The 14032-nt window shown below is 24.9% G+C and carries 18 protein-coding genes; 1 reads left to right on the top strand and 17 read right to left on the bottom strand.

The genetic code is table 4. The annotated features are described in order from the left end of the window. Window positions 1-27: 27 nt before the first annotated feature. The 5 genes from AAHM82_RS02750 to AAHM82_RS02730 form a co-directional block, all read right to left on the bottom strand. On the bottom strand, window positions 28-606 hold the full coding sequence (locus AAHM82_RS02750; RefSeq protein ID WP_342264474.1) for a hypothetical protein: 579 nt from the start codon (window positions 604-606) through the stop codon (window positions 28-30). A 266-nt stretch (window positions 607-872) separates the two neighbouring features. Then, window positions 873-1496: a hypothetical protein gene (locus AAHM82_RS02745; protein WP_342264473.1), complete on the bottom strand. Its 624-nt coding sequence runs from the start codon at window positions 1494-1496 to the stop codon at window positions 873-875. Between the two features lie 4 nt (window positions 1497-1500). After that, a complete protein-coding gene (locus tag AAHM82_RS02740) occupies window positions 1501-1701 on the bottom strand; it encodes a hypothetical protein (RefSeq protein WP_342264472.1) in 201 nt (66 codons plus the stop codon). 164 nt (window positions 1702-1865) lie between these two features. Beyond that, a complete protein-coding gene (locus AAHM82_RS02735; RefSeq protein WP_342264471.1) occupies window positions 1866-2036 on the bottom strand; it encodes a hypothetical protein in 171 nt (56 codons plus the stop codon). Between the two features lie 205 nt (window positions 2037-2241). Continuing rightward, window positions 2242-2493, bottom strand: a complete 252-nt coding sequence (locus AAHM82_RS02730; RefSeq protein ID WP_342264470.1) for a hypothetical protein — start codon at window positions 2491-2493, stop codon at window positions 2242-2244. 390 nt (window positions 2494-2883) lie between these two features. On the opposite strand from AAHM82_RS02730, the gene AAHM82_RS02725 reads away from it, so the two are divergent. Then, the gene (locus tag AAHM82_RS02725; protein WP_342264469.1) at window positions 2884-4104 is read left to right on the top strand and encodes an IS256 family transposase; all 1221 of its coding nucleotides are present in this window, start codon (window positions 2884-2886) and stop codon (window positions 4102-4104) included. Window positions 4105-4171: 67 nt separating this feature from the next. Here AAHM82_RS02725 and AAHM82_RS02720 read toward each other — a convergent pair whose 3' ends face one another. The 12 genes from AAHM82_RS02720 to AAHM82_RS02665 form a co-directional block, all read right to left on the bottom strand. Next, window positions 4172-4402 (bottom strand): hypothetical protein, encoded by a 231-nt coding sequence (locus tag AAHM82_RS02720; protein WP_342263060.1) that lies wholly within the window; start codon window positions 4400-4402, stop codon window positions 4172-4174. A gap of 24 nt (window positions 4403-4426) precedes the next feature. After that, the gene (locus tag AAHM82_RS02715) at window positions 4427-4708 is read right to left on the bottom strand and encodes a hypothetical protein (protein WP_342264468.1); all 282 of its coding nucleotides are present in this window, start codon (window positions 4706-4708) and stop codon (window positions 4427-4429) included. A gap of 130 nt (window positions 4709-4838) precedes the next feature. Then, entirely contained in the window at window positions 4839-5069 is a 231-nt protein-coding gene (locus AAHM82_RS02710) for a hypothetical protein (protein ID WP_342264467.1), read from the bottom strand. A 3-nt stretch (window positions 5070-5072) separates the two neighbouring features. Then, the gene (locus tag AAHM82_RS02705; RefSeq protein WP_342264466.1) at window positions 5073-5348 is read right to left on the bottom strand and encodes a hypothetical protein; all 276 of its coding nucleotides are present in this window, start codon (window positions 5346-5348) and stop codon (window positions 5073-5075) included. A 238-nt stretch (window positions 5349-5586) separates the two neighbouring features. Next, window positions 5587-7755 (bottom strand): SF1B family DNA helicase RecD2, encoded by a 2169-nt coding sequence (recD2, locus tag AAHM82_RS02700; RefSeq protein WP_342264465.1) that lies wholly within the window; start codon window positions 7753-7755, stop codon window positions 5587-5589. A gap of 29 nt (window positions 7756-7784) precedes the next feature. Next, on the bottom strand, window positions 7785-8261 hold the full coding sequence (locus AAHM82_RS02695; protein WP_342264464.1) for a dual specificity protein phosphatase: 477 nt from the start codon (window positions 8259-8261) through the stop codon (window positions 7785-7787). Window positions 8262-8263: 2 nt separating this feature from the next. After that, a complete protein-coding gene (locus AAHM82_RS02690; RefSeq protein ID WP_342264463.1) occupies window positions 8264-9064 on the bottom strand; it encodes a hypothetical protein in 801 nt (266 codons plus the stop codon). 125 nt (window positions 9065-9189) lie between these two features. Next, window positions 9190-9642, bottom strand: a complete 453-nt coding sequence (mtnN, locus tag AAHM82_RS02685; protein ID WP_342264899.1) for a 5'-methylthioadenosine/S-adenosylhomocysteine nucleosidase — start codon at window positions 9640-9642, stop codon at window positions 9190-9192. Window positions 9643-9769: 127 nt separating this feature from the next. Then, window positions 9770-10552, bottom strand: a complete 783-nt coding sequence (locus AAHM82_RS02680; RefSeq protein ID WP_342264462.1) for a hypothetical protein — start codon at window positions 10550-10552, stop codon at window positions 9770-9772. A 43-nt stretch (window positions 10553-10595) separates the two neighbouring features. Continuing rightward, on the bottom strand, window positions 10596-11684 hold the full coding sequence (locus AAHM82_RS02675) for a nicotinate-nucleotide adenylyltransferase (RefSeq protein WP_342264461.1): 1089 nt from the start codon (window positions 11682-11684) through the stop codon (window positions 10596-10598). 15 nt (window positions 11685-11699) lie between these two features. After that, on the bottom strand, window positions 11700-12455 hold the full coding sequence (locus AAHM82_RS02670; RefSeq protein ID WP_342264460.1) for a GTPase: 756 nt from the start codon (window positions 12453-12455) through the stop codon (window positions 11700-11702). Window positions 12456-13089: 634 nt separating this feature from the next. Further along, window positions 13090-13968 carry a deoxyribonuclease IV gene (locus tag AAHM82_RS02665; protein WP_342264459.1) on the bottom strand — a complete coding sequence of 293 codons (879 nt, stop codon included), beginning with the start codon at window positions 13966-13968 and terminating at the stop codon, window positions 13090-13092. Between the last annotated feature and the right edge of the window lie 64 nt (window positions 13969-14032).

Raw genomic sequence — 14032 nt, 5'->3', positions numbered from 1 at the left:
TTATCAATAACATCGCTGTATTTGTGGTTACCATCAAATTTGGTGGTTATTTCTGGTAAATCAATATCGGTTGCTATCTTTTTCAATTTCAATTTCAAAATCATTTGTATTTCTTAATATGTAATCTATTTTATTATTATCATAAGCAGGACTAATATTTCCTAAACTATCATATTTGCAGTCATCTAAATTTGTACCTTGTGCTTTAATTGTTATTTTTTTATTAATTACTCATGTATTTCGCATGGCGGTTTCTTGACCGTCTGTATTTATTAGTTGTCTAATCTTATCTTGTTTGCTCTGATTATTTTGTAATTTTTGTGTAAATAAGAAACTAAGGTTTTCTAAATTTCTTAATTCTGGTAATTTTTCATTTAGATTGTTATTATCTATTTTATTTATTTGAACTTGTGTAATATTATTTGTTGAATTCGAAATTCAAAACCTCACTTTTTCTAGATTTCTGATTTCAAAATTATAAATTTTATCACTTTGTCTTTTATTTCTAATTAGTTGTGATGTTGCCTTGTCATTATTAATGTTTTGGGGAATGGTAAAAATGTTATTGAAACTAATAATTATCACAGTAAATATTTTCATAAACATTTTTATCACTCCTTTTTAAAATATTTTATTTTTCGTTGTTCTTTTAGTTTTGATTTTTTTTAATAAGTCACTCAATACCACAATTTATAATTACAGCTATTGTAATGCATATATCTAAATATCCTAGTATCATAAGTGAAATTAATGTTTTAAATTTTTCATATAATAATTTCAAATCATTAATTTCCAATTTTAAAAATGGAATGAAAAAGATAATAATCATAAAAATGTAAGGCAAAATTCTCCATCAATATTTTTTTAAAGAATTAATTAGTTTGTTTGATTTCATTTTTCAAGGCTCTTTTTGCTTTAATTTTTTGAATAATAAAGCGGATTAATTTTTCAAATTTAATTGCAAAATATATTGCTCCATCTCATCAAAAAACAAATATTCCTGCAAGCATAATACCACTATTGAACTTGCCAAAGAATTTAACCATCTCTTCTTCATTCATAAAATTATTAAATTCGTCACTTGTTCCGGTTATTCATTTAGTATCGATTACTGTTAATGCACAAATTAATAAGCTTATAAAGATGAAAATGATACTTAATAATACTTTTAACCACTGCTTTTTAAAAGAATTTTTAATCCTTAATTTTAATGGCATTTTTTCTTTTGAATTATCTTTTTTAAATAATTTTCCTAAAAGTTTTTTCATTTTTATTCTCCTTTCGTGTTTAAAAATTTTTAATTTTTGGTTTTCAATTATTAAGTCCGATTTTTGATTAATATGAATAGTATTTCACTTTTCTAGTTCTAAAATTTCTTTATTTTTTTCCATTATTATGTATTTAAGAGCATTAACACTATTTTCTAATATGACATTAGCAATTTTTAATTTGTCATTCTCTGTTTCTAATTCTTGTTTTTTAGTTCATTTTTTCATTTTTTTATCTACCTTTAATCACAATAAATAAAGCAATCAGTACACAAGTGACACCAAGAATGGTGAAGATTGGATGTTGAGAAAATGTCCGAGCCATTGGTTTAAATAGTTCTAAAATTGTTAAATTGCTAGTAATAAACTTTTGGAAATTGGCAAGGCCTTCACTAATATAGTTCGTTAAAGTTTCAAAATGACTACCAGCCAATAGTCCAAGAACAGTTATTAAGATAAAAATAATAATTAGTTTAAAGATTGTTAGTTACCTTGTTTTGTTTTTATTGGTTTTATTTGTTTTTTAACTTTTCCTCACACACATAAACGACCCTTATTTTTAACAGCATACTGGCGTTGTTTTTCTAAATTAACTTGTTAACTACCAAATCCAAGAATAATTGCCATAAGAAATTCTACAGCAAGTGTTAAGAATAAAGGAAATATTAGTTGAATATTTGTTCCTGGCACTTCTAAACTTCAAATTAAATCAAAAACTTTATAAAGCATTTGGGCGAGAAAGTCGGCCATTTTTGCGAGATTTTCCATTTTTTATTATTCCTTTTCTTTCATTTTTCTTAAAAATTTGCTAAATTTATCCATTTTTAAGTATTCTAAGTCTTCTAAATCAATTGCTGTGTCAGTATAGTATTTGTCTTCATAATCAGGATTTACTTTTGCATTTAAGTAATCTCTTAAAAATGCTAGGTAAAAAGAATTGTAAGTGTTAAGTATTGGTAGAGGAATTTTTAGTTTAAAAAAAATAAATATCGAGTTCAGGAATATCACGATATTTAATACGGCGACCTTTTTTGCTATTTTTCGCATCAATTAAGGTGTTTCGTCAGCGTTCATATTCTTCAATGCTCGTAAAGGTACCATAAATGACTTTTAAGTAGGGGCGAAAAATATTAACGGGTTTTTTGCGAATTCCCACAATCACATTATTGGCAATATCACGAACTTTAACTCAAATATGTTTATCTCTTTGACCACTAGCTAACACAATATGACCGAAATGGCGTGCCAGAGCGAAATACTCTTGGATACCGGTTTCTTCGTTTTTGGTATTATTTTTTTTCTCAATCAGTTCCTTCTAAAAATAAATTGGTTTCGTCTCACAAAAGTAAGGTTTTGTCTGGCAATACTGGATAATCAAAGTCTAATAATCCCATATGCCCTAAACTTAATTTTTGGGTTTCTAGTAATGGAAATGTTGAGGCGATGTGATATTTTTTCTTTTTTAGTAATTTTTTTTTATTTTATCAAGAGTTTTCGACAAAATTAAAAAGTAATTTTGATGCGTATACTAGAAAGGCAGTTTTTTCGATCCTGTCCAAAATTCTGTGTCTCGATAATTCATTCTGAATTATACTTAAAAGAAGGAGAACAGAAAATGACAAAAAAAATAAAAAAAGAACCTGACGCAATTGATAAAGTTGTTGATTATTTTTTAGAAAATATTGATAATCCACAAGATTTATTTAAAGGCAATACTATTTTTCAGGAATTTACCAAAAAATTAACTGAACGAATGTTAAATACGGAAATTAAAGATTATCTTGAAACTGATGAGAATCATAATAAAAGAAATGGCAACACACAAAAAACCATTATTACTAAAAATGGTTCAATCGCAATTGATGTACCAAGAGATCGAAATAGTACTTTTGAACCAGTAATTATTCCGAAAAGACAAAGAAGATTTGATAACTTTGATCAAAAAGTAATTTCTTTATATGCAAGAGGAATGACAATTTCTGATATCAAAGCACAATTGCAAGAATTCTATCACGGAGCAGAAATTTCAGAAAGTTTAATTAGTCAAATAACTGATGATGTTATTGAAGAAGTTAAAATGTGACAAACTAAACCTTTAGAGAAGATTTATCCGATTGTTTATTTTGATTGTATTGTTGTTAAAGTAAAGCAAGATAAACGAATAATAAATAAAGCAGTTTATCTTGCCTTAGGAATTAATTTAGATGGTTTAAAAGATATTTTAGGAATGTGAATTAGCGAGAATGAGGGAACCAAATTTTGACTTAATAATCTTACGGAAATGAAAAATCGTGGCTTACAAGATATTCTTGTTGCTTGTAGCGATAATTTAACTGGAATGTCTGATGCAATAGAAGCTGTGTTCCCAAAAACACAGCACCAATTATGCATCGTTCATCAAATTCGTAATAGTTTAAAATTTGTCCCTTACAAAGATCGCAAACTTGTAGCTAATGATTTAAAATCAATTTATACAGCAATTAATGAAGAAATAGCGCTAGTTGCTTTAGATCATTTTTCAGAAAAATGAAATAAAAAGTATCCACAAATTACTAAATCATGAAAAAATAACTGAAATAATTTAATAATTTTTCTTGAATATCCTCAAGAATTTAGAAGGATTATTTACACAACTAATGCGATTGAATCTGTTAATAGTCAACTAAGAAAAGTCATTAAGAATAAAAAGATTTTTCCTAATGACGCATCAGTTTTTAAAATATTTTATTTAGCATTTCAAAATATGGTTAAGAAATGAACGATGCCAATTCAAAATTGGGGTAGTGCAATTTCACATTTAATGATAAAATTTGAGGACAGAGTGAATTTAAGTTAATTACTTAGAGACACAGTTAATTGTACAGTCCCAGTTTTTCCTGTTCCTAATGAACCAATAACAATATTTAATGGTGAATTTTTAAGAAATTAATAACTTTGTTAATTTGTGTTAAATTACTGATTTTAAAAAGAAAAATTAAAATACAACCTGCTAAAAATAAATAGCTCACAATGTTTTTAAAATAACCGTTGTAAATATATCAAATTGCTCCCCAATGTCATAAAATTAAAAATGAGGTGCGATTTAATTCAATAAAATGGTTATTTTTTTCTATTATTCATTTGCAAAATTTCATCTTGCACCTCACTTTATTTTTTTATTAGCGTACTGCTCCAAGTAGTTTTTCAAACATTTTAAAGCAAATAAAGAATATTGCCAAAATAAATGGAAAAATGAATATTCAGTAGTCAGCAAAGAAGTTACCGACTTGTGGCATATTAACAGCAATAATTTCTCACATTTTAGTAAATGCCGTTATAATTGCATTTCATAATTTAGTTATCGCGTCACTAGCTGTTATTTTTTCTACTGTTGCTGGTGCATCGGCCAAGAAAGTTCCAATCATATAATCACCCCCTTTCTTTTTTAAAACATTCATCATTTATATTCAAAGTTTTTCTTAAATTTGTTAAAACCGCGATTATCGTTAACACGATTGTATTTTTTCCTAATTAATTTTGAATTTCTTTGTGAATGCATCACAATGTAACTTCTTGACATTACTTTTGTTTCTATCTAAATACTGATATGGTTTTTCAAAGTAGCATTAGAATAAATCACACCATAATTGCTGTCAAGAATCAAAAAGCAATGTTTGCTATTAAAAGCCAAAGTGGTGCTTCGGTTAAATTAATTTCTTTACCACCAGTAATATGAGCGGGAATGGTTGTAATTTGAATAAATAAATCTCAGAAAGTTTGTTTAATTTGTTCTCAATTAAATTCTTTTAAGTTTATTGTCATTTTCTATCTCCCAAAAATCATTTTTATCGGTAAATACATAATTGAAATTAACGCGAAAAGAAAAGTAATGATAATAATTAATCCGGCAATAAAAGCAACTTGTGCAGGCATTTTTTTATCGGAACAAACAGTTTTAAAAATTCCATAATAATTTCTCAAAACATTATTTTTTATTCTCATTATTTTCTTTTGAATTAGGAGCTTTAACTCATTCTTCAAAGCGAGCAATAAATACTTTTTCATCTTTTGTAAAATTACCAGTATTATTTTTAATGGCATTTTTATATTTAATTCTAATTTTTTACAACAAAAATCATACATAAGAAATATATACTTAATTTGAATATTGAAATAATTTATAGTAAATGATTATTTTTTCTTTTTTAAAAAATACCTAAGAAAACTAAACGCGACCTAATAATATTAAGAACTTGTATTAATCAAAAAAAAAGATAACTACTAGCACTACATTCTTTTTCATAATATCCCTCACTTTTCACTTATTAGATGATGTCATTTATGATGATATTTTACCATTATAGATTATTTTATTTTCCATTAATCTTTTAACTAATGTTGTAATTCGTGGTTTTTCTAATGAATTAACAGCTTTAATAAAAATATTTTTTTGACCTAAAAGATATAATTTCTTTTGACAGCGAGTAATAGCCGTATAAATAAGATTTCTTTTTAACATATATGTTGCACTACTGTCAATAATCATTATTACAAACGGATATTCACTACCTTGTGATTTATGAACAGAAATAGTATAAGCTAAAATAAGATTATTCAACTCCTGATGGTAATATTCAATAATTCTTTGCTCATAACGAACAATAATAACTTGCTTATTTTGTTCATTAATAATAATGCTATCAATAATCCCAATATCACCATTATAAATATCTTTTTCACTATCATTTTTAGTTTGCATTACTTTATCACCAACACGAAAAATAGTTGTTGCAATTTTAATTTGCATTTTATCTTTAGAAAAAGGATTATAGGCTTCTTGCAATATTTCATTAATTGCATTAATGCCACAACGACCATTATACATTGAAGCAAGAACCTGAACTTCAAAGATATTGCTTTCATTAACTAATTGTAAAAATATCTTTGCCAAATTTTCTAAAAGTTGCTGGATTTGATAATATTCAATAAATTGAACTTCATTACTATTAGTAAATTCATAACTAAAATTATTTTGTTGCATTTGATATGCTAAATTAATAATTTCTGATTTTTCAAGTTGACGATAGACTTTCTGTAAACTAATAATATTTAAATGTGATACTTGTAATAAATCTCCTAAAACATTACCACTACCAACAGAAGTTAATTGATTATTATCACCAACTAAAACTAATTTATGTAAATTAGGACTAGCAACTAATAAATTATTAAATAAAATTGTATCAACCATACTCATCTCATCAACAACAATTAAATCAAAATTTAATGGTTCAGTTTCATTATGATTAAATTTATTGCGATGCAAATCTCATTTTAATAATTTATGAATTGTTATTGCTTCAACATTAGTTTGCTCTTTTAATCGTTTAGCGGCTCTTCCTGTGGGAGCACAAATCGCTACTGTATTATGAGGATAATGTTTTTGATATAAAGCAATAATTCCTTTAATTAAAGTTGTTTTTCCTGTCCCCGGCCCACCATTAATAATGGTTAAATTTTTTTGACTAAATTTTAATAATGCTAATTGTTGTTCGCTATTATAACTAATATTATTTTCTTGTTCAATAATATGAATATCTTGAATAATAACAGCATCATTAATATTATTATCTAATTTTTGTAATTGATTTAAATATTTAGCAATAAAAATTTCACTATAATAAATCTCTATATCATAAAAATTATTATTATCAACGATAATTTTATTTTCATTAACAGCTTGCATTACTACTTGATTAATTAATTTTTCATCTAAAATACTATACTTCATAAGTTGTTTTAAAATTATATTAACTGAAAAATAACTATGCCCTGTCTTAAAGGACTCTTGACGAATAATATATCTTAATGCATATACTAAACGCGAAACATTATCAAGATTAATTTCTAACACTCTAGCTAGTTGGTCAGCTTTATGAAAAGTTCAAAATTCACATTGATCACTTAACATATAAGGATTAACTTTTATTAATTCTAAAAGTTTTTCTCCATATTGTGCTTGTAACTTATGCAATAAATTAAAAGATAACTGAGCTCGTGAAAATCATTGTGTTAATTGATGATCATTTTTTTGCTTTTTAATTTGTTCATAAATAATTTGCGCTTGATTTTTTTTAATACCAATATTAAATAAAATCTTATCATCACAATAAATCTTATTTAAAACATCATCTTGTAAACAATCAATAATCTTTTGAGCTGTAGTTTTACCAATTGTCGGAAATAATGGTGATGACAAATACTTCACTAAATATTCATTGTCTTCAATAATTACTGTTTCATATTGTTCAACTTGAAACTGTTTACCATACTTTGGATGACTAACAAATTGTCCTTGTAATTCATATAACTGTTCGGGTTGCAAATTAAATAAATAACCTTTAACAAAAATATAACGATTAATACTATCATGTAACAAAAACTTACAAATTATAAAACCATTAGTTTCAAAAACAATTGTTTTTAAATAGCCTTTAATTTTTTCCATTATGTTCTCCTTAATTACTAAAAAAGATTTTACTTATTTTTTAAATCATTATAAGGAAACTCATGATTCAAATAATGTCAATAAGCTGGGTTCGGATTAGCACGAGAATAATTTTTTTTAAATTGTTTTCAAGCACTATGAAAGTTATCTTGTGATAAATGGTTATTAATAACTAAATAAATAAAGACTAATGAAGCACTACGATTAACTCCTCAAACACAATGAACGAAAACATTTTCTTCCTCTTTAAGATGTTCATCAATAAAATTTAAACCTGCTTTTAAAACTTTTTTGTCTAAGGTACCAATTTCTGGATAATCTAACAAATTTAAATATAATTCTTTTTTATCATCGCTTAAATAAACTTGTTCTGATTGGTCATCAAGATTAGGGATTTTTTGAGCAAAAAAATCGCTCGCAGCACCGACGATAAATTCACAAAATGCTGGTTTTGATTGATAATCTCCTAAATATAAATAATTAATAATTTTACGATAATTTTTCATTTTTATCTCCTTTTTCTTTTATGTTTCATATCATAACGATAATTAAAAATATACACATAAAATCATACTAAAAATAATAATAAAATAGTAAAAATAATCATAAAGAAAATAAAAGTAAATATACCATCAAAATTAATAAAAGAAACTTCTTGGTTATATGAAAGAAATGGATAATTATAAATTTTAATCCAATCAATCTTACCATTAGTAGTAAATAAATCTGGGTGTTTATTATGATCTAATAAGCGTAATGCGCCCCGAACTAAAATAAACATTAAATAAATTAAGGGATATAAAATAATAATTCATAGCTTTCAACGAAAAAAATTTCTTGAATAGATTATATCTTCATAACTAATAATCACAATGTAAATAATTAATAATAAAGGAATAATACCATTTTGAAAAGCAATAATAATTCAATGTCAACCTTTAATAGTATACGGTGTAGATATTAATATTCATGGAAAAATAATTATTCAATAAACTAATAAAGTAACTGATGCATAAACAGAAAAAGCAATTTTAGCCGTTGGTTTAGTTCACCTTGTTAATCCTTCATTACGATAAAAGACTAACGCATTAACAAAATATGCTAAAATTAAAATATTCACTTGCACTACAAAAAAACTTAAATAATTACCACTCCGACCATCAGCAGGAGTTTTATCAAAAGCTGTTCCTTGATAATCAAATAAAGCTATCAAATAACCAATTACCAAAACAACAATACATAAACTAATAGCAATAACTTTATATATTGTTCTTCAAGTTAATAAACCCAAAATATAATGTTTAACCATTATCTTCAATTCTCCCTTTACTAATAATTTCAGCAACTAATTTCAATGTTATTTTTGCCAACTTCCGACTAATATTGTCTAAACTCTTATTAAACTGATTAATATTTTTTAATTGATGATAAACATTATCCGAAACTGCTTTTAAAACTAAGATGGGACATTGTTGTAAATATGCTACTTGACAAATAAGCTGCACATTCCATATCAACAATTGTTACTTTCTTACCAACATTTTCTTGAATTATTTGTGCTTGTGATACACTATTAATAAAACTATCACCTGTAGCAAGATTAGTTATCATAATATTATTATTTTTACTAAATTTTTTTCAAGGTTCATAAATACAATTATATGCTTGTGCTAATTTTGGCAATTGTCCATATTTATAATCAAATGCCGTTAAATCAACATCATAATAAAAGACTTGTTGAACTAAAAATAATGAACTAATTTTTATTTCTTCACTAATAGCACCAACATTACCAATATTAATTAATAAATCTAAATTATAATTTTGTAACAAATGATAAGTATTAATAGCACTATTAACTTTTCCAATACCACTTTCAGTAATAATAATTTGGTGGTCAAGATAATTTCATACAACTAAATTCTCACTAATATCTGTTTTTTAGCAATTTTACTTAATTCCTTATTTAAAATTGCTAACTCTTGGCTCATTGCCGCTATAATTCCAATTATCATTATCTGCGCACCATTTTAGAATGACGATATTGTCGTTTTTCAAAAATAACATTATTTAATGAAATGAATAAATAAGTTAACCCAGTAATTAATATAAATAAAAATAAAAATGTTACTGTAATTGTTGCAATACCATAAGCATAATGATGATAGTTTAAAAATCAATAAGGATATTCTAAATCAAAACTTTCTAAGGGAAATTTCTCATAAAGACTATCAATAAATGAATTTTGATGGCGAAGTTCACCGCGGACCATTATAAACAAAAAATAAAAAAATGGATAAATATAAACCTTATATAAAGATTGACGATTAAATCTTCGTAAATCATAATGAAATTTACCTGACATTCAAAAAAAATAAATAAGCATTCCTATCGGAATAATAAAATGTAAAAATATTGTAAAAATTCAACCTTTAAGGTCATATGTAGTTTTATTAACAATTCCTGGTAATAAACCAGCCGCAAAAACTATTGAAGTAACAGTAATATATACCGTAACAAATAAACGAATCAAAAAAGAATGAATATCTAGTTTTTGATAAGTAAAATGAAAATATGCTACAAAATAAAAATAAATAATAACAATAATATTAGTTTGTTGCGTAAAAAAAGAAATAAAAATTGTTCCTTTGTCAGTATATAATAAATCATATTTTGCTAAATAAGAATGGAAAAATAAATAATCAATAAAATCTCAAATTAAAACAATTGTACCAACAATAGCAAAAATCAATGTATAAAAACCTTTAACTGAAAAACTACGACTAATTTTTTTCATTATTATTCTCCTTACAATTAATTATATAATTAGCTATCATAATTTAAAAAAATTTTTTATAAACTTTTTCAATTTCTTGACCAATATTATCAATTCCATTTTTATTAACTACTTCTAAATAATGATAATAAAAAATTTTTTTAAAAGCTTCATCAAGATTAGTAAATGCTAATTTTCGTAAATTATCAATATGAGGATAATTTCTTTCAAAAGAAATTTTATCAGCAATAAAAATAATTTTATCCAAATTACTCATTGTAACAGCAGCAGTAGTATGATTACTAATTGCTAATAAAATTTCTTTATCATTAAAACCTAAATGATGCTCTAAATATAATGCCCCTGTTTTTGAATGTCAAGTTGGTACGGGTTCACTTAAAAATTGTGGTAAATACTGTTGTAAATATTGCTGATGTTGAGTATCTTCTCATTGTTTAGTTATATCATGATAAACGCCTGCTATTTCGGCTTTTAAACAATTAACTTGATAATGATTCGCTAATTGTTTTGCCATTTTTCCTACATTTAAACAATGAAGATAACGAGTTTTATCCATATGTAATAACAAACGATCAGCAATATAAAGTAAATTATCATTAATATATGCTAAAACTTTAGAATCAATTGTTGTTATCATTCCTTGACGAATTTTAGTTGAATTAATATTAGCAAAAAGTGGTTGTAAAATAACTTTATTATATGATTGTAATATTTTTTCATTTAAAAGATATTCTGCTCTTTGAGCAATAACAAAAATAACTTTAGTTTTTAAAATCGCAATATTATGTCAGCGATGCAAATTATTAGCTTGATCAGAACCAATAATAATATAATATTGATGATTAAAACCATATTTTTCTTGTAAAGATATTACCGTATCAATCGTATATGAAATGCCTTGACGATCTACCTCACAAGTTTCTAACTTCATTCAAGGATATTTACTAATGACAAGATTAATCATTTTAATCCGATGAAGGGAATTAGTTAATTGTCGTTTTTTTAAAGGTGAACAATATGCAGGAACAATTAAAAGCATATCAGCTTTTAATTGTTCATAAGCTTGAAGCATAATTTCTTTATGTTGGTTATGAATAGGGTTAAAACTCCCACCAAAAATAATAATTTTCATCTTATTCCTTTCTGATTATACTATTGGTTTAATAATTTGATAATCATAATTTTCTGGTAACAGCAACCTCAATTGTTGCTTTCGAGCTTTAAATGAAATTCATCCATAACCATAAATTTGAATGCCAATTTTTTCTTCATTATCTTTAGAAATTTTAATTTGATGTTCAACCATTTTAGTATTTGGTTTTAAAAGTAAAATTTGTTGCTTTCAAATTCGCGAACAATTTTCAATTTTACTACGATGTAAAACTAATTTATTAGAACCATAAAAATGAAATGATGTTGCTAACCCTTCAATAAACGAAAATTGAAATAATCCCACAATAGTTATTGTTTGTCCATATTCTAACTGATAAGTTTTACTTTTAATTTTTGATTCAAAATTTAAATTACGATAAGCATTATTATTTAAATAATAATTTAATTCATTGCTATTAGCAAATCCTGGAGTATCATAAAAATATAAGTAGTCACGATAAGCAATAGCAATTAGATTCATTGTTGTATTAGGAAAATAACTTATTAATGGTAATTTACGAGGAAACTGTTGTTGTAATGATAATACCTTATTAATTAATGAGCTTTTACCAACATTAGTTTTTCCAATTCAATAAATATCAGTTTGTTGTTTTTTTAAAAATTCAACAAATTCATCAATAAAATAATTTTTTGTACTACTAACAAGAATAATATCAATTGGTTCTAGTCCAATTAATGTTATTTGTTTTCTAACTCAATCTTTAAGTTTATTAAAAGCAATATATTGCATTATAGTATCAATTTTATTAATTATTAAATAAAATCTTAAGTTCTTTAATTGATAATGATACTGCCAAATTAAACTTCCAAAAAAGTCCATTATATTAATAACATAAAAAACTACCCCATCATTATTTTTAATCTTCATAAATAAATCATCATAGTTATAATTAACATTATTAACATTTTCTAATTCATTATAATGTTTAATCCGAAAACATCGCCAACAATAAAAATGAGAATTATTTTGAATTTTTGAAATGTAACCAGCTTGTAATTAGGGACGCGTAAAGTTTTGTTAGGTGGAAAAATATTTGATTAATTTTGAAAGAAAAGTAACTACAATTTAATTATCGTTTTATTTGAAAAATAAGTAATAAAACAAAATATTTAATATTAACAAACATAATCTCAATAAAATTTTATAGAAACTAAGTAAAATGCTTATAAAAACAACATTAAAATAATTTTTTACAACAAAAATCATACATAAGAAATATATACTTAATTTGCATATTGAAATAATTTATAGTAAATGATTATTTTTTCTTTTTTAAAAAATACCTAAGAAAACTAAACGCGACCGTAAATTATTATTAGATTGTAATTCTGAACCACACCCATAACATGTCATCGCGATCATTTTAACGATTTAAAAAATTATTAAATTGTTTATTTTTAAGCATTATAATTTCTTCCTTATATGGTGGTTCAGAATTATTTCAAGGAGTTTCTAAAATTTTAATTATATTAACAAATTTAGGATGATAAAGAATACTACACAAACTATCAAACCCTAAATTACCATAACCAATATTCTCATGGCGGTCTTTATGGGAACCTTTAATATTTTTAGAATCATTAAGATGAATAACAAATAATTTATCCAAACCAATTATCTTATCAAATTCTTCAATAACTTGTTCTAAATTATTAACTAAATCATAACCCGCATCATTCAAATGACAAGTATCCCAACAAACACCAACTAAATGTGAGTATTTAACTCCCCGAATAATTGTTTGTAATTGCAAAAAATTAATTCCTAATTCACTACCTTTACCTGACATTGTTTCTAAAGCAATTTTAATATTTTGATTAGGTTCCAATACTTCATTTAACCCATCAATAATATATTGTAAACCAATACTAGCATCAGCACCAACACTACTTCCAGGATGCAATACGATATATTTAGCATCAATTGCTAAAGAACGATTGATTTCTGTTTTTAAAAACTCCTTAGCTAGCATATAAGTATTAGGATTAATACTATTAGCTAAATTAATAATATAGGGTGCATGAATAATAACATTATTAATATCTAAATTATGGTTTTCTAATCCTCGTTTAAATTCATCAATTTTTAACTGGTCTAAGGGTTTTCTTCTTGTATTTTGAGGGGCTCCCGTATAAAACATCATGGCATTAGCTCCATAACTAATAGCCTCATTTAATGCTCCTACTAGATAATCGGGACTTTTCATTGATACATGACAACCTAATATTAATTTATTTTTCATCAACATAATCACCTTTATATTTTAAGTTATATGTAAATTATACTATAAATTATTTTCTTATCTT

This window comes from Spiroplasma endosymbiont of Clivina fossor (assembly GCF_964031115.1).
Taxonomy (GTDB): Bacteria; Bacillota_I; Bacilli_A; order Mycoplasmatales; family Nriv7; genus Nriv7.
Note: the sequence above shows the minus strand (reverse complement) of the source record. Positions and strands in the feature narration are given on the sequence as shown.